Here is an 18472-nt window from a genome sequence, read left to right as displayed (position 1 = left end):
GACGCGGCGATTGTTTGTCACCGTTGGCGACAGAACCCGGCCCAACCGTTTTGTGGAACCGTTTTTAGGTCGTGGCCGGACAATTCCCGTCCAAAACGACGGTCAACGCATTCGTCGAGTAGGATCTTCACGCAGCGAGCTTCTCCATCTGAAGTTCTGATTGCCGGAGATAGGTGATCACCTGTTCGCGGCTGACCGTCGGAATGCTTTCGAGAAAATCATTGATCGTGTCGCCTGCGGTCAGAAAATCGATGAGCGTCTGAATAGGCACACGAGTTCCCGTGAATACCGGCGTGCCGCCCATCACGTCTTTCGAAATAGATACGACAGGATCGTTGATGATCTGATTTTAAGTCATATCCGCATCAAATCAAAGATATTTGTCATCAAGCAAACAAAAAGCCTCGCCGATCGCTCGACGAGGCTTTCTGATTTTTTGCACCCGGTCTCACCACCGACTACGGGCTTGGGACAGACTCACCGAGGTTATCGTCATTGAGCAAGACTGATCGCATCTAGGTCGTCGGCCATTCGAAAGACCATCGACTGCCATCATAGAAGCTCTTCTTCATATAAGCGAGATCGGCTTCCCAGTGCTCGATTGCCAACAACTTGTCTTGGCGACGGTCGCGTTTTGCGTTTCGTGTGAACGCGGCGATGGATTCGGCGATTTTCTGCAGTCGACGTCCACCATTCGGCACTGACCACTCGTCCATATATTCGTTGCTTACACGAATGGGCAATCTCATCCTATAAATATCGTCTAGTATCTTCCTTCGACCTGAACGCGAAAGTCCATTTCTGCCAACGGTGTAGCCCAGCAATTTAAGCATTCCAATTTCAGGGGCGTCGAAAGGACTGATCGGATTATTTCCGGGTTCTCCGTCGGTCGTTGGCCATCGAAACGGTTGGTCGATTGTTAGTTCCTCGATCCGTTCCTCGATTGTTTCGCGTAAGCGAATGGCTTTATTACTGTCGCGATGATCGAGCTCCCCCATCACGGATTTGAGGACCACTAAGTCGTGCCAATTTGTTCGTGCCAGTTTTTCTAGGTCCGTCCGCCATGAGTTCATATGGGGGCGGTCGAGAGCCTTCGCTCCTATTGTCAAGGTTATCTTCTGTTGAGATTGTTTATCCATTGCATGATCGGCCTAGGTGCCATAAGAAAAGAAATGTCGAATCAATCACCCTTTTCAAACAAAAAGCCCCGCCGATCGCCATTTAGTAAATCGTGAATAGTGAATAGTGAATAGAAAAAGGCCGCCGGAAATTCCGACGGCCTTTCTGACTACTGACAACTGTTAACAGCTTACTGTTATTCAGCGACTGCCATTTCTTTGTCTTTCGTCTTCTTTTCGCGTTTGATGCCGCCGATCTGGACGAGGCTTTCGCCCTTGATGCCGGCTTTCTCCATGACCATTTCGTTGTAGAGTTTACGCATCATCTGCATTTCCTCGGCAGCGGTCTTGGGGCCTTCCATTTCGGGCTTGTTCGGACGGGCGAGATCGACTTCGTTAAGCACGAGGTTGTGCGACTTGTCGCCGAGATCGACTTCCTTACCGCGGGCAAAAACTTCGTGACGTCCCTGATCCTTGTACCACTGAGCGACGGTCGCATTCTGGTGCATATGCTCGATGATATTTCTCCAGCCGATACCCGTGTTATAAGCACAGAACGAAATTTCGCCCTCTTGCGTGCCGTACGGGATGATGCACATTTCGGTGCGGCGGAAATCGTAGTTGAACAGATCCTGAAACCACATACCGGCGATAAACAGGAAGTTCCAAGGGTCTTGACGACGCTTTTCGATGTCTTCCATTGTGCGGTCCGGGCCGACCTTGCCGTAATCCTTGCCCGAAAGTCCGAACGATTTGTCGAATTTCCTGAAGATGCCACCAAGCGTCAGGCTGTGCGGTGCACCATACGGATTGTAGTTTTTCAAGAGTGCGAGGCCCATCATTATGTTCGAAAACCACTTGCCGCGGTTTGTATCACTGATGTGCTGCATATCCGAGACGAGTCCTTGAATATTCAAGAACTGCGGCACCGGTGCCATCTCTTTCGTTTCCTTATTGACCATCACGGCAGTGCCGACGCCGCAATTCGGGTGACAACCGCAACTGACCTGGCCCCAATCGCTCTCAGGCCCGTGGACGGCGTCCGCAAAATCAGCAAACGCTCCCATAAGGCTCAAGGGGAACCAGTCACGCGTCGGTTCCGTGATCCCGACCTGATCCCTGCACGTCGTGTGCGAGGTGAGCCAGCGTGTAACGCTGCTGCAAACGGCGGCTTTCCGTGATCAGCTCGTCGCGGCCCGTGAATGACACCGGCTGAAACGCGATGAATGAGATCTTCTTAGGATTCTCGAGTGCAAAACGGATGATCGTGCCGACCTGGTCATTATTAATGCCATTCACCAGCGTTGTGACGAGGATGATGTCGACGCCCGCTTCGTGCAGGTTGTTGATCGCACGAAGTTTGACGTCAAACAGGTTGCCGATCTGGCGATGTGAGTTGGCGTCGTTGCCGATACCGTCGAACTGCAGATAGACAAAGCGAAGTCCCGCATCGGCTGCTTCGCGGCAGAAATCTTTAGATTTAGCAAACTCGATGCCGTTTGTCGCGGCCTGAACCGAGTTATAACCGACCTTACGTGCATATCGGATCGCATCCAAAAAGTAAGGCGACAACGTCGGCTCACCGCCCGAATACTGAACCGACATCTGACGCCGCGGCTTGATCTGGATCGCATTGTCGAGGATCTCGGTGATGTCTTCCATCGAGAGCTCGTGGACGAAACCGACCTGGTTAGCGTCCATAAAGCACGGATCGCACATCATATTGCAACGATTGGTCAGATCGACCGTCAAAACGGCTCCGCGGCCGTACTTGACCGACGATGTGCCGTGATTGTGCAGATTCTCGTCATTGTGGGCGTCGATGTCGCGGCCCGGGAAGAGCGATTCGATGTGCTGCAGAAACTTGGAGTCGATGGCCATCATATCTTCGAAATGGCCGTGGGTCGGACAATCCTTGATCATCCAGACCTGCCCATCGCGTTCAATGATCTGAGCCTTGATCTCACCGACCTTTTCATTGACCAAAAGCGATACATCCTGCTTTCCGGCAAGAATGTCCTCGCGCGCCTCAATGACACAGTTCGGACACAGACTGTCCGTCTGGCGAGGAAAACCGAGCGTCGGCTTTGTCTTCTGCCAGGACTTAAGCAACGGCTTGTCTGACCACTTCGGTGTAAAAGACGGATTCGGCTTAAACTGGTTTACAGACTTAACGGCGTTAAAAACGCCCTTTGCTACGTAGGTCAAGCCCTTTTCAAAATGCTTTACAGGTCTCATGTATATATTTCTCCACTAAGAATGCTCTTATCTAAACTGTGCTCTGTCTGAATCAAGCAAGACACGATTCGACGAGCAACAACTTGTATCGCGTGTGTGATTGCAAAATACGTGCCAAACTATCGTTTTAGCGGCACGGGGTATAACATCAGTGTTTACAAGCACTTACATATACAAGAACGAGCTGACCTAAATCACGATACTGTGTCAGTTCGATACATCGGTGAGTGATACGATCAAGGCGATGCGAAATGACACATAATAGGTAATGGTCATACTTCGCCCTCGAAACATAAGCATTATACGTCCTGCCGGTAAAAGCCTTCGTTTAATCCGGCGCTTTACGGGCGACTTTGTGTGGGCCTCGATCCAAGCGGTTTAGATCAAAACAACCTTAATAAGGCACGTTAGACTTGCATTAAAGTAAATGTTCATATAATGTTCGTATTTAAGCGCATTGGTGATGTCACACATTAAGTATATATCCGTAACTTATTGTAATGATTCATAATATATCGGGAAACTAAGCGCTTTACACGCTTAACGTACTGTGTTAAATTTTCAAACACTTCAAGGGATATTGGGTTCAAGCCATTTACGCATTTATATATTAGACCGCACGTCGCGGTCGAGGCCGAATCGGCGATGCCGAGAAATGTAGTTCTGTAATTCATTCGATCTTTGGTTATGTCCATTCGTTTCGGTACATCGGGTTGGCGAGCAGTGATCGCTAAGGAGTTCACATTCGACAATGTGAGGCTCGTTTCCGAAGCGATCTGCAGTTATTTGACAACAAGGCCCGATCTCGACCGGACTCTTATCATCGGCCACGATTCGCGATTTATGGGCGAGGCATTTTCCAACGTCGCCGCGGAGATCGCGGTTGCCAAAGGATTTAAGGTGCATTTATGCACCGGGCCGACGCCGACGCCGACGATATCGCACGCGATCAGGTCGCAAAGGGCGGCCGGCGGAATCAACTTTACGGCATCGCATAATCCGCCGGAATATCAGGGAATCAAGTTTTCGACCAGTGACGGTGCTCCGGCATTGCCGGAGGTCACCGGGCAGATCGAAGCCGGAATCGATGCCAAGGTTTCCACGCCTGATGCCGCCGGCGGTTCGATCGAGACGTTTGACCCGCGGCAGGCATATTTAGATGATCTGGCGACCAAAATAAGATTTGACGTCATTGCTGCGGCCAAAGGGCGATTCGTGTATGACCCGCTATGGGGCACCGGCCGTGGATACTTAAATACGGCACTTAAAAATTGCGGGCTCGACGTCGAGACCATACACGATTGGCGTGACGTGACCTTTGGTGGCCAGGCACCGGAGCCCGGCAGCGAACACCTTGACGAACTCCGTCACGCAGTTACTTCGAAGGGGGGCGACTTTAGGTCTTGCGACCGACGGTGACGGCGACAGATTTGGCGTGATCGATGCGGACGGCACATTCATTGAGCCCAACCAGCTTGTCGCTCTTTTGGCAGACTATCTGGCGGAGAGTCGCGGCTGGAAACAAGGCGTAGCACGCAGCGTAGCGACATCGCATCTGGTCGATCGTATTGCCAAAGAGCGTGGAATAGAACTCTACGAAACGCCGGTCGGATTTAAGTACATCGGCGAATTGATAAATAAAGACGAGATCATCCTCGGCGGCGAGGAGTCGGCCGGACTGTCGATCCGGGGACATTATCCGGAAAAAGACGGCATCTTAGCCTGTCTTTTGGCCGCCGAGGCGGTCGCCGCACGCGGTGCAAGTCTCGGCGAGCAGCTTGAGGATATTTATCGCCGGGTCGGTCGGCTCGAATCGGGCCGCATCGGGGTCAAATTGACGCCCGACATCGCTGAAAAGCTGAAAGAAAAGTTAGCTCAAGAACCCGTCGAGATCGCCGGCAGGCGAATTGAAAGGATAAACAGGATAGACGGTGTCAAATTTCTATTCGAAAACAACGCCTGGATGTTGATGCGCCCCTCCGGGACCGAACCGATGGTCAGGATCTATGCCGAAAGCGAATCGGCCGATGACCTCGAGCAATTGCTCAAACTTGGTCGTGACTATTTGATGAATTGATCGCAAAAACTGTAAGTGAGACGAAATCGAAAATGAGAAAGCCAAACAGAACTACCGAATTGCGACAAACTCCGAAGGATCGGATTTGGCTACAGTTTGCGATCGTTATCTCGATCTCGGTGATGCTGTGTTTGACGGTCAATTACAGGGCTTTTTCGGCTATGACGAGCGAGAGGACCGAGTTTGATCAGCTTTCTACCAAGATACAGAGCATCACAGATGAAAATTTACAGCTCCAAGAGGAGATACACAGTCTTAAGAGCGACGCCCGCGTGATCGAACGCGAGGCCCGCCGCCTCGGGCTAGTCCCGAAGGCAAAAAGTTCGGTGCCGACGAATTGAACTCTGCGGAGAAGTTTGTTCGTCAGCACAATTGCCAGCCTATAAATAAACTGCCTTTTGCCTACATCTCCGCGTGGCCTACAGCAAAGCCTATCTGATAATTAGCGGTTTGAGTTTCCCGAACTCAAACCGCACTTCCTTTTTTCGACATCAAATTTCCGCTACTGAGTGTCCCAAATTAGTTCAATTTAATTTGAAACAGTCGGGTTACGCGTTCTGTGACGCTAAGCTGTGCGTTTGCTGTGCGTTACGGGCGAAAAGTGTCCCTAATTAATTTTACGTTTTGCCGAATTTGGGACAGGCTAAATGCTCTGAATAAATAAGTTAACCTCGCAAAGTGTCCCTAATTAATTTTCTTCCCCTCAGGCTTTTTTACAAAATGTGCTCAGGAATGCCGTAACTACTGTGTTTGTTTCATCAGTCTTTAGTTTTCAAAGATCCGTTGACTGGTTAAATTATATTATATCAGAAATTGCAACGATACAGTAACGTCGCATAGATGCAACACTCATCGACTTGAATTCATATAATAAGTGCAACTTTTGAAATTAGCGGGAGAAGGGTAAGTTGAAGTAGATTTGACGCATCTTTTAACTGCAATCAAAAGGAGCATCAGATGAGCTATCGACAACTTACCCAGGAGCAAAGATACCAGATATGGGCTGCTCTAGGAACCGGAATGAAGAAGAGCGATATCGCGAGAGAGTTGAAGGTTGACAAGTCAACGATCACGCGCGAGATCAGGCGAAACAGCACACATCGAGGTTATCGGGCACCGTCGTCGATAATGATGACGAGAGAGAGACATCAGCGGAAGAGGAAGCACCGGATCGACGAGGCGACGTGGGCGAGGGTCGAGAAGCTGCTGAGGACCGAGTGGGCGCCGGAGCAGATACAGAGGCGGCTCAAGCTGGAAGGATTGCCGTCGGTGAGCCACGAAACTATCTATCTTTATGTCTATCAAAACAAACGGGAAGGCGGAGATCTCTACACTTGCCTGAGGCGGTACCACAAATACCGCAAGCGGAACCATAAGTATTACAAACGCGGGGGTTGGGACACACGGCGGCCGATCGCGACGCGACCCGAGATCGTCGAGACACGGTCGCGGTTCGGCGACTGGGAAGCCGATACCATCATCGGCCGGCGGCAAAGCGGGTCGATCATCTCGCTCGTCGAGAGACGATCCCGTTTCTGCCTACTGCAGAAGCTTGCCGACAGATCGCCCGACACCTTGGCCGAGGCCGCGTGTCAGATGCTCATGCCGCTAAAGGACAAGGTCTTGACGATCACTTCCGATAACGGTTTCGAGTTTCGCCGCCACGAATCCATCGCCCGGCGTCTGGATGCCGACTTCTTCTTCGCCGATCCGTACTCCTCCTGGCAAAGAGGCACTAATGAAAACACAAATGGCCTTGTCAGGCAGTACATCCCCAAAAAACCGATTTCTCTTTACTCTCAGACGACCACATCACTCTCGTCAACCAACGTCTTAATAACCGTCCTCGTAAGTGCCTCGGCTTCCGAACACCCAACGAGGTCCCTAACAACCATTTTGTTGCACTTATCACTTGAATCTAAGAAAAATGAGTGACATTTCCCACCGCGAACAAATCGATTGACACCGACCGGCAACAGGTACAAAATGACGCTGTCGCCGCCTCGCCAAATCCCACGGACGGCGTACGGGCCAAAAGACATCACGCTTTCGCTCAATCGCATCGAAGTAGAAGGTCAATGTCCGGAGAAGTTTAATGAAAGATCCTAGTATCGAAATCCTGCACCGTATCACTGCATCGACACGGCAATCAGCTTCGCTCACACGATCGAGAAGTATGAATCCGAACAGAGAATCGCAATATCGCAATTGTGACCCCAATTTCCCTGCGATGCCGAATCTCTGTGAGCTTTTCAGCGAGTTTGGCTGGTTTTTCGAGCGAAGCCCGACCCATCAGAGTGATCCTCCGATGGCCATAGGCCGTTAGTAGAAAATGCTTGCAACTAAGACTATTTAATCTTATACTAGGAGTAGTTTAATGCTTCTCAAGTGGAGTAAATCGAATCTCCACAGCGAACAACATTAAGTCGTGCCTATTCCACAGTTGAGCATCAGTTAAACTAAGACCAACCTACCAGACTTTAGCCTAATTCTCAATTTCCATTCTGTTTCATAACAGCAAGGCAAAAACAAACATCTTTCCAAAAAAATAAGATTTTATGCAATCTACTAATTGCCCCAAATGCTCCTCAGACGACACGCAGTCCTTCGACATGGCTCACAAATCGGGCTCTAGTTCGGGACTCGTTATAGGCGTTGGCACAACCCACGGCAATCTGGGCGTTGGCGGCGGATACCAAAAGACAAAATCCGGCCTTGCAAAACAAACGGAACCGCCAAACGAAGATAGCGATGTCGGTTCCGGGATCGCGTTTATATTTATAGCGATCTTTATTTTTAACTTCGTTGGCAGTCCACTGTCTTTGCTTTTGGCTTGGGTTTTAGGTCGGGAGAATTGGGACCTAACTTCGTGGCTGGTGGGTATGTTCATCGGACTTGTGGCTGCCGTTACTTTCGTGGTTTTGGCGCGGAAATATAATGATAGCCAGAAAACCAAGGTGGCGGCCGCGTATAAAGTCGCTCTAATGAAATGGCAACACAGTTGGATATGTTTGCGATGCGGTAACACTTTCTACGTCCGCGATGGTGTGAAGGGGTGAAGGGAAAAAATACTAGTCAAGATCGAAAAAAGAGAAAGGGGTCATCTATGAAGTAACCCTTGAAGTCAAGCGCACGGGTATTATGGCATCTTTGGGATGCGGTTGGTGCGTTTGATCGGGTGACAAAAGAGAACAACCGGCGCCTCCGTTTTTAGTTAGATTCTTTTCAATCTCGCACCGCTGTAATTAGCGAATGCCATCATCTATTCGTGCACAGCTTCCGTGGAGCGGCTGGCTACATGAAACCTGATCGGCTCATTTCCGACTACTCGAAAATGGCTGGTCGTACCATCAGACACTCAGAGACTGCGGTCGTTCTAGTCAATATAGTCAATACAATTCCAGGTTCAAGTTATCAACATACGAGGTCGATCATAGTGTGTGGACGAGAAATTCCGGGGTGACGATGACCGGTGAGAAGAATCCGGCAGAGGTGTTGAATAGACGAAGGCGGGCTTGTTTGCGGACGTTGGCGATGTGGCCGAAATTCCAGGTCACCAGATAGTCCACCTTGTGAAAGGATGCGAGGGCGACGTGGAGGGCATCGGCGATGAACTTTCGATGAAAAATCCCTCGTTCGATATAGCCCTCGGCCAATATCGCGACCTCCTCAGCGATCTCGAGTTGCTCGAGTGGGCGGATCAGGCTGAGATAACCGGAGCGATGCGGTTCGGCAATGCGTTCGAACTCCCGTTGGACCAGAAGGGAACTGTAAACCTGATATTCGGAGAGCTCGTGCTCCCACCAACGAATGGTCAGATCGCGGCGAAACGGATCACCGTTGTCGAGATACGCTCCAGGCACCGAGGTTTCGAGATAGAGGCTGATCTTCATTGCAGAAAGAGCGGCTAATTGTCGGGGATGATCGATCTTAAGATTACCTTTGAATTACGAAAATCAAAGGTCATACGGTAGTTTTTGAGAAAATTACCGCCAAGTATGCCGGCTTGTTCAAATCCCGAAGCCTCATTAATGATATCAAGGTCGAGGGCGATAGCGGCAATCTGTTTTCGCGAATGAGGTCCGAATGTGACCTTGGGCAGCATAAAGCTTTGAACGTCTTCGGTCACACCGGCGGCTCCGATCACGCGAAGTTTTTCGTCGTTAGCAAATGGAACGATGCTTTGATTGTTGGCGACCTGGTCAGAGATCACGGATACGCTGGCACCCGTATCGATTATAAAATTGAGCGGTGATTCAATGCCCTCGACCATAACCTCGCCACTAAGGAAACCGCTTGAGGTCAGACGAAGCGGCAGCGAGAGCTCGTTGCCATCGAGGAAGTCACGCCGGTCGTCATCCCGCTTTGACAAGATAAATCGCTTGGTGCCGTAATCGACGGTCGTCAGGAATTTAGAGACCAGTGACAGGCCGAGATAGCCATCGACGGTTTGATTTGCGTTATGAAACGGCCGGATATAGACTGGGACGTTCCGCATCGCGATGTCGCCGATATCCAGTTTTTGCAAAAAGCCGTAGACGACCTCAAACTTACCGTCGCCGCCGATGCCTTTGGCGTGGCCGCCGCGGGTGATGGGCTTTATCTTGAGTAGAGCCGCAGTTTTGTCGGAGATCACGGTAATACCCGAACCGGTGTCGAGCACGAATCTGAGTGGCCGGGCCAGATCATTGACCCGAACCTCGAGTACCGGGCGATTGCCATCGAGTTCAAACCCGACATCTGTGGAGTCGCTGCCGACGCTGCGGTACAGACTGGATCGCTCTGAGAGAAAACGTAGAAATTCGATCAGGCTGACTATCCGCGCCCGTCTATCCTTATCGTTGATCGACGAAACATTTAGGAAATGTCGAAAAGCATCGGCGGCCTCGGTATATCGTTCGGCTCGAGACGATACCTGAGCAAGGGCAAACAGATGGTCAGGTTCGTCGGGTGCCTGGTATGTCGCCTCGTTAAGGTTGGCAAGACTCTCGCTAATACGATTTTCGTAAAAGTCGATCATACCGTATCCCGCCCAAGCCAAATGTTGCCTCCGATCGAGACGAATGGCGTTAAAAAAGAGAGCTCGAGCTTCCCTAAATCGGCCGCCGATCAGCAAAATATTGCCGAGCACGGCAAATGCTCTGGCATTGGCCGGTTCCGCCTCGGCAACCGGAAACGCTAGATTATATGCCTCGGTCAAGCGTCTGCGTTTAGTGAGTAGAAACGCGAGTTCGACCTTAGCCGCTGAATTGGCAGGATTGAGGACGAGGACTTGCCGCAAGATGGATTCGGCGGCGACCAGCGACTCACCGCGGGTGAGTTTTACGGCCTTTCGTATCAGCTTGCGGACCTCATTCGGCCCGGTATCGGTCGATTGGGCCGCCGCACGGATCGAAATGCCGGAAACGGTCAGTACCAGCATCAGCAGCCCGAAAGCGCGAGTCAATCGAACCGCTGTGCGGGATCGTTTAGGTCGTCTGGCGTCGCAATTCATAGGGCGTTAATCGGGGCGTTACTTCGGCCGTCGATGCTCGAACGTATCATTTTAAGATGACGCCGGTTTTCATTGACCAGAGTACAAGGTCGAGTTCATCAAAATCGATGCCCAGTTCGAGCGTGATCTGTTTTAGCTTTTCTTCGACCATTAGATACTTCGAACGCGTATTTGGTGGCTTAGGGTCATCAATTATTTTCAGTTCGAAAAGGCTGTTGAGAACGTGCTTATCGAGAATGGCATAGCCGCGATAGCCTATATTTCGTAAGAAATGGCTCGCCTCCTTGTACCCGAGGCCCTTGATGCCCTTTTCGCGAACGAGCCAATCGCGTCTTTCGAGCGGCTGGTCGAAACTCTGTAGCTTAGACCGCAGACGCATTTGGCAATGCTCTTGCAGAAACGATCGCGATGCGACGATGTATTTCGAGCGAGCATTCGGATAGCGGTGCGATCCGACCAGGGCGTCAGCGAGTTCGGGCTGTTCGCCGGTCATCAGCAGATGGCGGACCGCCGCGAGCGACCGAATTCCCATTCGAGCAGAGCAACCTCCCGTAAAAAAACAGAAGACCATCTCGGCCCACAGATCTTCGTCGCTGCCGAACTCACCAATGGCCGAAAACTCCGCCAATTTGGCGGTGATCTCATTGCTACGCTCGGCGTGAGCGGTGCGGATCGAGGCGAATGTTAAAGGAATCTTTACGCGAGTCACGGTGATGTACTTAATAATAGGAAGCCTTACGAAGAGGTGTCAATGTGCTCGGGCACGGTAGCGACTAGTATTTGGAATCGCCGCCAATTACTGAAAATGCAGCCCAATAATAAGGTGACGAATACTTGCCGCCATTTGACGCGGCAAGACTAAGTTGGGCTTGACGAAGTGCGTCAGCGGACTTCATCCCGCCGGAACGCCGATCTTTATGAAAGCTCTTCATCAATATCGACGTCGCATCCGAATCGACCGTCCACTGGCTTGCGATCACTACCGGAACGCCGGCGGCGAGAAATGTGCGCGAAATGCCGACCATTCCTTCGCCGTCAAAATATTTATCGAGACCGGTCCGGCACGCCGACAGCACCACGAGGCGAAGCCCGCCGAGATCCTGGCCGGCCAGTTCGGCATTGGTGAGAATATTAGCGGCGGACGAGTTGTCTTGTTTGGCAAGCAGTAAGAATGATGACTCGGGCTCGCGGTCGACGACTACGTAATGGCCGGCAAAATGCAGTACATCTGCCTGGCCGATCAATTTTAATACATCCGGTTTGACGGCACTCGAACCTGTCAGAACATCTCCGGACCCGTATTGTCCGCGGATATTCAGTGCTTCGTCCGCCGCCGCGGGCAGCACCGTGAGTTCGGGAAACGTCGAGCGATCAAACGCCGGATCTCCGATGGCGAGGATCGTCTCGCTCGTCTTCGGCGACCCAGTCGCGCTGAGCGAACACAGGATAAATACCGACGCACTCGGCGAATACACGAGCGTATGCGATGCGATCAAAGGTTCGTTTCGTTCGTTTAACAGGGAAGCAAACGGCAGATAGAACAAGAATTTGTTTGGCACGACCGCGATGTCGAGTGCGCGGTCCAGTTTGTCGCTTACGGGCCGGATCAAAAGGTCAAATAGCTCACGCGAGAGTGAATTTACGAGCGTGAGGTCGGCATCAGGACTCTTAAGTGCGGCATAGTATCGCCCCACCTTGTCGCGAAGTGAGGACGACGCGATATTGATCGGCGTCACGGATACGTCACGCTTTGAGATCAACCAGACAAGGGTACGATCCATCAGTACCGAAAATTTTAGAATTTGAGTATCGGCGGGCATTTTGTCACGGATCTCGTCGATCGTAAGAGGCCGCGGGGCGACATCGTTTTTTGCAGCAAGCCGTCGATACAAGGTTCGGGATGCCGATGACTCACTGAAGGTAAAAGCCTTACCGAGTTCGCCTTTTTCAAATTCACGCTCGAGTGCGAGGTCGTAGATAGTAATACCGTCGTCGAGAAACGACGCTCGCTCGGACTCTTCGGAGATCTTGTCCTGGTAGTCCTCGGTCAGTTTGATCGTCAGCGGCAGTAAACGGTCGAGTTCGGCGTTGTCGCCGAGTTCTTTGAGGCCGCTCAGGACACCCTTTTCGGCCACGTATTGGTAATACGGCATCGCCAAGTCGTCATATAGGGTATCTGCTTGTCGATATAGATCGGTCGAGCCTTGCAAATCGCCGCCAGAGCGCTCGAGTCGGGCCATTTGGAGGTATGAGAGTGCCGTCATTTTATTTCGCGACACTTCGTCAGCGAACGCTCGGGACTCAGAAAGTGCTGTATCGAAATATTGTTTTGCCGTGGCTGGGTCGCCGCCGTTGAGGTACGCAGTTCCAGCTTTATTTCGTGAAATTACCGTCAACATTGGATCATTGACGCTTTTGGCGAGTATTAGAGCGTCTTCGGCCGCGTTTCGGGCAGATGTCGTGAGTCCGGCCGCGAGATATACATCAGAGCCACCCAGACTCAGGCGGCAACGCTGACGGGAACTGGAATAGCCCGAATTCGAGATCTCAAACGCCCTGACGAGCCCATCAATTGCTAAATTATGTTGTCCCAAGAATGAGCTGTCGCCGGCCGACTCCAGCAGATTACGCTGCATTCCGTATCGGTCACCGATCTGCTCGGCCAATGAAAATGCCCGTCGGTAGATAAGTTTGGATATTGAGTGTTGCCGCAGATTTCGTTGAGCACCGGCCAGCCAATACAACGCTGTCATTTCGAGCCATCGGTAGTTGGCCGTTCGGGCAAATTCAACGACCTTGTCCACGGTATCAAGGCCTGTTTGTACTTCGCCCAAATTGATCTGACAGTAGCCTTCGAAATACTTACTTAGATTGCCTTCCCAGATGTCGCCGTTTTTTTCGAAGATCCGGCGAGCATTCGCAAATTCGGCAAGGGCGAGCTTGTAGTCTCCGGCGATACACAGGGCATAGCCTTTCAGAACCGAGGCCTGAGCATCGCGGAGGTCATTAAATGACCGCGGGTCGAGCTTGCGATAAAAGGCCGCGATCTCCGCGGCAAACTTATCACCGATCCGCTCTGATTCGAGGCGTCCGGCAAGGTCGAGTGCATTTAAGATCGCCGGACGCTTGTCCTCAGGCGACGTAATAAACGTCATCGCCAAAAGCTGTGGGATGTATTTCCTGGAGATCAGCTCACGATTGCCGGCCAATATTGTAAATGCCTTTTCGTCGTCACCGTCGGCCGCCGAACGCAGAAAACCGGCCAGAATGTCGTCGGCCGGTGTCTCGGTAGCACTTAATGTGTTCAGCTTCTCAAGGTGTTGCCTCGCCTCTTCGGCCCAACGTGATGAATCATCGAATGACAAGTATTCAAGCCATGCGGCCTTGGCTTGTTCGTTGAGTAACATTTCCTGCAAGCAGAGAGCGCGGTTGAATCTCGCTTCGAGCATCGAGGGCATTATTGCGATCGCGGTCTCGAGGTGGGATAGGGCGGCGTCAAAATTTTCGGCGCTTTTTGAGCGGTCGCCTGATGAGCGGTCAATTCGGGCAAGTTCAAGCAGTGACGCACCCCAGTCGGAGTGGATCCGCGCGTCTTTCGGTGCGGACTTTGCTGCCCGAGCAAATAGCTCATTAGCCTGTTCAAACTTTCGTTGGGTCAATAGGAATTTGCCGAGTGCCGCCTGTGATGCGGTGTCGTCAGTTTCGCCTGCGGCAAGCGTCAATAATTTTTCGGCACGGTCACGAGCGGCGGGATCTACGTCACCGCCATTGCCTCGCGTCGTGCGCCACGGCGAATATTGAAATCCACTGATACGAGCCTCGATCGGGCGCTCGCCGGCATAAGCCTCCCGGAGTTGGGCTAAGCCGACATCGACGTTTGAACGATAGATCACAAGCCGCCAAAAACCGTATACACTCGACGCTATAAGAATGATCGCAAAACCGTAACCGATCAACGGATTTGAAAATAGTGTTTGAAATGGGAATCGAGCCTTCGTGACCTGATTCTCGGATACCGCATCCGGCGTGGCCCTGGCGCGTGCTGCGGAGAGCAATCCGGTGATAGTACGAAGTTGATGTCGGCGGTGATCCGTCGTTAGGAAATGTGTCTCAAATGAATGGCGCTGTTGGTCAGTTAACTCGTCGTCGAGATATTGTTCGATTATCTGATCCTCGGCCAACGAAACGGACTCAGCAAAATCGTCATCGGTCAGATACCGTTCTTCGATCGTGCCTAACTGCTCCGGATCCGATACGTCACCGAGCAGGTAGTCTCTAATTTCGAGGTCAATGGCCATAAAACTGTTCTCTATATTCTATATGTTGTTTAATCGATATTCCTTTCAAACGCGGCTTAGCGACCTAGACAATTCTTAATACATTCTCCGACAACCCGTCTGATCCGAAATGCCCGAATATGAAGTGCACTTTGTGAAATGCCGATCTTCTGAGCAAGCTCTACCCGATGCTTTGCCTTTGCCGAACTGCTTTCATAACTGTAATACGCGATGAGCAGTTCTCGATTCTGCTTCGGGATATTGGCAAGACAACTGTTCAAGCAATCGTGATCTGTTTCCAAGCTCTCAGCATCAACACGGGCGGGCGGCGGCATCGGTAGCGTTTGTCTTGATTGTTTGCGACGCCACTCCAACAATACCAATTTCGCAACGCCGTAAAAGTAGAGTGTGGGGTCACCGATATAATTTCCCACGATCTTCGGCATTTTTGCCGTGACGCGGTCGATACTTTCGTTAGCCAGTGACTCTGCATCTGTGCACCCTCGGAACTGCAAGATATTGATAAGGCGAAGGCGGATCTGCTCGTAGCGATGGACGGCAACTTCCTCATCCGGATCCAGCCATTCCAGAAGAAGCTTGAAATTCTGAGGGGTTATCGCACTATCGTTCGGCATAAGGAAGAAAAGCAACAGCGATATGAAGCCACTGACATGGTGTCGTCAATTGAATTCAGGTCCGTCGAAGTTTTATTCGTGGAAGACCTCGTCCTGCTGACTCATCGTCGGTGCCGGCAAGGCTCACCTCGCTTTTCAAAATCAAGACAATATTAGTCAAGCAAATGAACCGCGTCAAGGCAGACAAAACATACGCGGTAAGAAAGTTACGTGAGATTCAAAGGCCTTCTGACAAACGTTTGACGGTTTCAGAAAGCCTTTACATAACAGCCATCAAAATAGCTTCTACTTCGGCTATGGGGCGAGAGTCGCATCAAGATTCTTCCCAATGCTTTTGAGGTGCTCTACGATCTTGTCGATCAGCCATTTTGGGGTTGACGCTCCGGCCGTAACGCCGACGCGCTCGACGCCAAGCAGGTCATCCGGATCGATCTCGGCCTCGGTTTCAATTAGAAAGCTCCGGTCACACTGCTCTTTGCAAACCGCGAGCAGCTTTACGCTATTCGAAGAGTGGCGTCCGCCGATAATGTAAAAGGCATCGACCATACCGGCGAGAGCACGGGCCGCATCCTGGCGATCACGCGTCGCCGAACAGATGGTGTTAATGATCTGAACTTCATCGACCGTCTTAGTCCTTATGGCTTCGGCGGCCTCAAAAAACGTTTTGGACTTAATAGTTGTTTGCGAAACTACCAACGGACGCCGTAATTGGGGCAGTTGGTCGATCTCGGTCTCATCACGAATAATAAATGCGTGATCGGGTGCATAACCCCTAACGCCGATCATCTCGGGATGGTCGGGACTGCCGATGATGACAACGTGGCGATCTTCGGCGGCGGCGCGTGCTGCGAGTTTCTGGACACGGGTTACAAAGGGGCAGGTCGCGTCCACGACCTTAGCCGCTTTTTCCTCAAGAGCCCGCTGCACCTCGGGGGTTACGCCGTGAGCTCGTATGACTGCGGTCTCATTTCTCTGGATCTGGATCGGTTCACTGATGGTGAGCACGCCCTCGTGAGCGAGTCGCTGCATCTCCTGTTCATTGTGGATCAGCGGGCCGAGTGCACGCACGGTCTCTCCGTCGTGTATAGCCTCCTCGACCATCTCGACAGCACGTTCGACACCGAAACAGAATCCGTATTCATTTGCCAATAAAACTTCCATATAAGACGATCTCGAGCGTGATCTTGCTCCAGCCAAACTCCTAATACCCTAAATTTTAGCAAATCAACATTTATTGTGAAACTATGATCCTGATAACAGCAACTTCGCGGGTCAGCGAATCGGTTCGCGGAGAACGATCTCAGCGGCTTCGCGGGCGGTGGCGGCGGCTACGGAGTTGGCTGCGGAGAGTCCGGCGATCTGTCGTAGAGCTTCGCCGGTACGCGAGAGCAGTCGGACCAGATCTCCTTCTTCGGCTTTGGTCCGCGATGTTAGTTCATCCCAGGACATTTCTTTGGCCCATCGTTCGGCTGCGGCTGCGGCTGAGTAGTTTAGCTCTTCGACGGGTTCGATGTGATGCTTCCATTCGACCCCTGAAATGTCGTAGACCACATCCTCAAAATTGCCCAATGCGTACGCCAGACTGCCCGAGACCCGACCGGCTCCAAAGTCCCGATCCGCGTCGGCCGCGATCGATGCGACGAGTCCGGCAATTTCCGACGGCTTGAGTTCGTCAAGCATTCCTCTACGAAACGCCTCACCGATAAGGAGCGGCCGATCCACGCGGAGATCTGCGAGCCATTTGCCACTCGGTGTCACTTTTTCACCCTCAAAATCAAGGTATCCGTAATGATCAAGTACCTGCGCCCGGCGTTCAAATGGCCGCCAGATCCTTTCAGCCAGATCGGGCGAGGTGCCCGTTCCGCGAAAAGCAAAGCTCTTGGAAGCAATGTCCTTGACCTGTGCGAAATTTCCAAATGCATCGAGCAGGTTCAGCAGACTGGTGTAGGTGGCGCGAAACTGGCTCTCGAGCGGGTCCGGTTTTGCCTTAAGCAATTCGGCGATCTTTCGCAAATTCTGAAACTGGCCGGGAGCAAGGACGACAAAGCCGACGTTGTCACGGCCGCGACGTCCGGCACGACCCGTCATTTGCTGGAGTTCGCTGGCTGTTAGCGGTCGCCAACCGTTATTACCGCGAGCATCGGCGTTACTCATCACGACCGCCCGAGCCGGGAAATCAACCCCGGCCGCAACCGTTGACGTTGCAAAGATCGCATTCAACAGTCCGGCTGACATCATCTTTTCGACCAGGAGTTTCCAAGCCGGAATGTGTCCCGCGTGATGGGCGGCGACGCCGGAATGGACGAGGATCTTTCGGTGCTTGTGGCCGCGGATCTCCGGACTTGCCTCGGCATAACGGTCAAACATCAATTGCCGCTCAGCCTGCTTTTCCGGCTCTTGCGGCTGTGATCTGTCGAGCGATATTTCTGATGCCGCCTCATCGCAACCTCTGCGGGTCGGTATAAAGACGATCGCCGGCAAAAGGTCGTATCGGCGAAGCGACGCGATCAATTTTGGTGGGGAAATGTTTTGCCGGGCAACGTCCATTCTAGCAATTATAACGGAGTTTAGGTCTGAGCGCGTTTCGTGGTGACCAAAAAACCACCTCATTTGATATAATTTGCGGCATTCGA

Annotated in this window: 15 protein-coding genes and 1 pseudogene; 6 read left to right on the top strand and 10 right to left on the bottom strand. The window is 51.8% G+C overall.

Annotated features, from left to right (window positions below; translation table 11 throughout):
• Positions 1 to 127 precede the first annotated feature (127 nt).
• The 3 genes and pseudogenes from IPQ00_09980 to IPQ00_09970 form a co-directional block, all read right to left on the bottom strand.
• Positions 128 to 343, bottom strand: a complete 216-nt coding sequence (locus tag IPQ00_09980; GenBank protein MBL0240886.1) for a DUF433 domain-containing protein — start codon at positions 341 to 343, stop codon at positions 128 to 130.
• 172 nt (positions 344 to 515) lie between these two features.
• Positions 516 to 1139 (bottom strand): hypothetical protein, encoded by a 624-nt coding sequence (locus IPQ00_09975; protein ID MBL0240885.1) that lies wholly within the window; start codon positions 1137 to 1139, stop codon positions 516 to 518.
• A 176-nt stretch (positions 1140 to 1315) separates the two neighbouring features.
• Positions 1316 to 3356, bottom strand: a pseudogene (locus IPQ00_09970) (radical SAM protein).
• Positions 3357 to 4043: 687 nt separating this feature from the next.
• On the opposite strand from IPQ00_09970, the gene IPQ00_09965 reads away from it, so the two are divergent.
• From IPQ00_09965 to IPQ00_09940, 6 genes are all read left to right on the top strand, one after another.
• Positions 4044 to 4775, top strand: coding sequence for a hypothetical protein (locus IPQ00_09965; GenBank protein MBL0240884.1), 732 nt, complete (start codon positions 4044 to 4046; stop codon positions 4773 to 4775).
• A 16-nt stretch (positions 4776 to 4791) separates the two neighbouring features.
• Positions 4792 to 5433, top strand: coding sequence for a hypothetical protein (locus IPQ00_09960; GenBank protein MBL0240883.1), 642 nt, complete (start codon positions 4792 to 4794; stop codon positions 5431 to 5433).
• Positions 5434 to 5465: 32 nt separating this feature from the next.
• Complete coding sequence (locus IPQ00_09955; protein ID MBL0240882.1) at positions 5466 to 5774, top strand: septum formation initiator family protein; 309 nt, start codon at positions 5466 to 5468, stop codon at positions 5772 to 5774.
• 616 nt (positions 5775 to 6390) lie between these two features.
• The gene (locus IPQ00_09950) at positions 6391 to 7368 is read left to right on the top strand and encodes an IS30 family transposase (protein ID MBL0240881.1); all 978 of its coding nucleotides are present in this window, start codon (positions 6391 to 6393) and stop codon (positions 7366 to 7368) included.
• Positions 7369 to 7528: 160 nt separating this feature from the next.
• Positions 7529 to 7759, top strand: a complete 231-nt coding sequence (locus IPQ00_09945) for a hypothetical protein (GenBank protein ID MBL0240880.1) — start codon at positions 7529 to 7531, stop codon at positions 7757 to 7759.
• Positions 7760 to 7991: 232 nt separating this feature from the next.
• Positions 7992 to 8492: a hypothetical protein gene (locus IPQ00_09940; GenBank protein MBL0240879.1), complete on the top strand. Its 501-nt coding sequence runs from the start codon at positions 7992 to 7994 to the stop codon at positions 8490 to 8492.
• A 372-nt stretch (positions 8493 to 8864) separates the two neighbouring features.
• Here IPQ00_09940 and IPQ00_09935 read toward each other — a convergent pair whose 3' ends face one another.
• The 7 genes from IPQ00_09935 to IPQ00_09905 all read right to left on the bottom strand — a co-directional run bounded on the left by IPQ00_09935 (position 8865) and on the right by IPQ00_09905 (position 18449).
• Positions 8865 to 9326, bottom strand: a complete 462-nt coding sequence (locus IPQ00_09935; protein ID MBL0240878.1) for a hypothetical protein — start codon at positions 9324 to 9326, stop codon at positions 8865 to 8867.
• Between the two features lie 14 nt (positions 9327 to 9340).
• Positions 9341 to 10879 (bottom strand): aspartyl protease family protein, encoded by a 1539-nt coding sequence (locus tag IPQ00_09930; protein MBL0240877.1) that lies wholly within the window; start codon positions 10877 to 10879, stop codon positions 9341 to 9343.
• Positions 10880 to 10973: 94 nt separating this feature from the next.
• On the bottom strand, positions 10974 to 11636 hold the full coding sequence (locus IPQ00_09925; protein ID MBL0240876.1) for an N-glycosylase: 663 nt from the start codon (positions 11634 to 11636) through the stop codon (positions 10974 to 10976).
• A gap of 64 nt (positions 11637 to 11700) precedes the next feature.
• Positions 11701 to 15225, bottom strand: a complete 3525-nt coding sequence (locus IPQ00_09920) for a CHAT domain-containing protein (protein ID MBL0240875.1) — start codon at positions 15223 to 15225, stop codon at positions 11701 to 11703.
• 56 nt (positions 15226 to 15281) lie between these two features.
• A complete protein-coding gene (locus IPQ00_09915; protein MBL0240874.1) occupies positions 15282 to 15839 on the bottom strand; it encodes a hypothetical protein in 558 nt (185 codons plus the stop codon).
• A 294-nt stretch (positions 15840 to 16133) separates the two neighbouring features.
• Positions 16134 to 17000, bottom strand: a complete 867-nt coding sequence (gene ispH, locus IPQ00_09910; protein ID MBL0240873.1) for a 4-hydroxy-3-methylbut-2-enyl diphosphate reductase — start codon at positions 16998 to 17000, stop codon at positions 16134 to 16136.
• A 111-nt stretch (positions 17001 to 17111) separates the two neighbouring features.
• Positions 17112 to 18449, bottom strand: coding sequence for a hypothetical protein (locus IPQ00_09905; GenBank protein MBL0240872.1), 1338 nt, complete (start codon positions 18447 to 18449; stop codon positions 17112 to 17114).
• Positions 18450 to 18472 lie beyond the last annotated feature (23 nt).

This window comes from Chloracidobacterium sp., assembly GCA_016720705.1.
Classification (GTDB): Bacteria; Acidobacteriota; Blastocatellia; order Pyrinomonadales; family Pyrinomonadaceae; genus OLB17.
Note: the sequence above shows the minus strand (reverse complement) of the source record. Positions and strands in the feature narration are given on the sequence as shown.

Excerpts from the sequence above, each read along its gene's own strand:
- IPQ00_09965 (MBL0240884.1), top strand. The coding sequence starts at position 4,044 with ATGTCCATTCGTTTCGGTACATCGGGTTGGCGAGCAGTGATCGCTAAG.
- IPQ00_09940 (MBL0240879.1), top strand. The coding sequence starts at position 7,992 with ATGCAATCTACTAATTGCCCCAAATGCTCCTCAGACGACACGCAGTCC.
- IPQ00_09920 (MBL0240875.1), bottom strand. The coding sequence starts at position 15,225 with ATGGCCATTGACCTCGAAATTAGAGACTACCTGCTCGGTGACGTATCG.
- IPQ00_09905 (MBL0240872.1), bottom strand. The coding sequence starts at position 18,449 with ATGAGGTGGTTTTTTGGTCACCACGAAACGCGCTCAGACCTAAACTCC.
- IPQ00_09955 (MBL0240882.1), top strand. The coding sequence starts at position 5,466 with ATGAGAAAGCCAAACAGAACTACCGAATTGCGACAAACTCCGAAGGAT.
- IPQ00_09915 (MBL0240874.1), bottom strand. The coding sequence starts at position 15,839 with ATGCCGAACGATAGTGCGATAACCCCTCAGAATTTCAAGCTTCTTCTG.
- IPQ00_09935 (MBL0240878.1), bottom strand. The coding sequence starts at position 9,326 with ATGAAGATCAGCCTCTATCTCGAAACCTCGGTGCCTGGAGCGTATCTC.
- IPQ00_09945 (MBL0240880.1), top strand. The coding sequence starts at position 7,529 with ATGAAAGATCCTAGTATCGAAATCCTGCACCGTATCACTGCATCGACA.
- ispH (MBL0240873.1), bottom strand. The coding sequence starts at position 17,000 with ATGGAAGTTTTATTGGCAAATGAATACGGATTCTGTTTCGGTGTCGAA.
- IPQ00_09975 (MBL0240885.1), bottom strand. The coding sequence starts at position 1,139 with ATGGATAAACAATCTCAACAGAAGATAACCTTGACAATAGGAGCGAAG.
- IPQ00_09950 (MBL0240881.1), top strand. The coding sequence starts at position 6,391 with ATGAGCTATCGACAACTTACCCAGGAGCAAAGATACCAGATATGGGCT.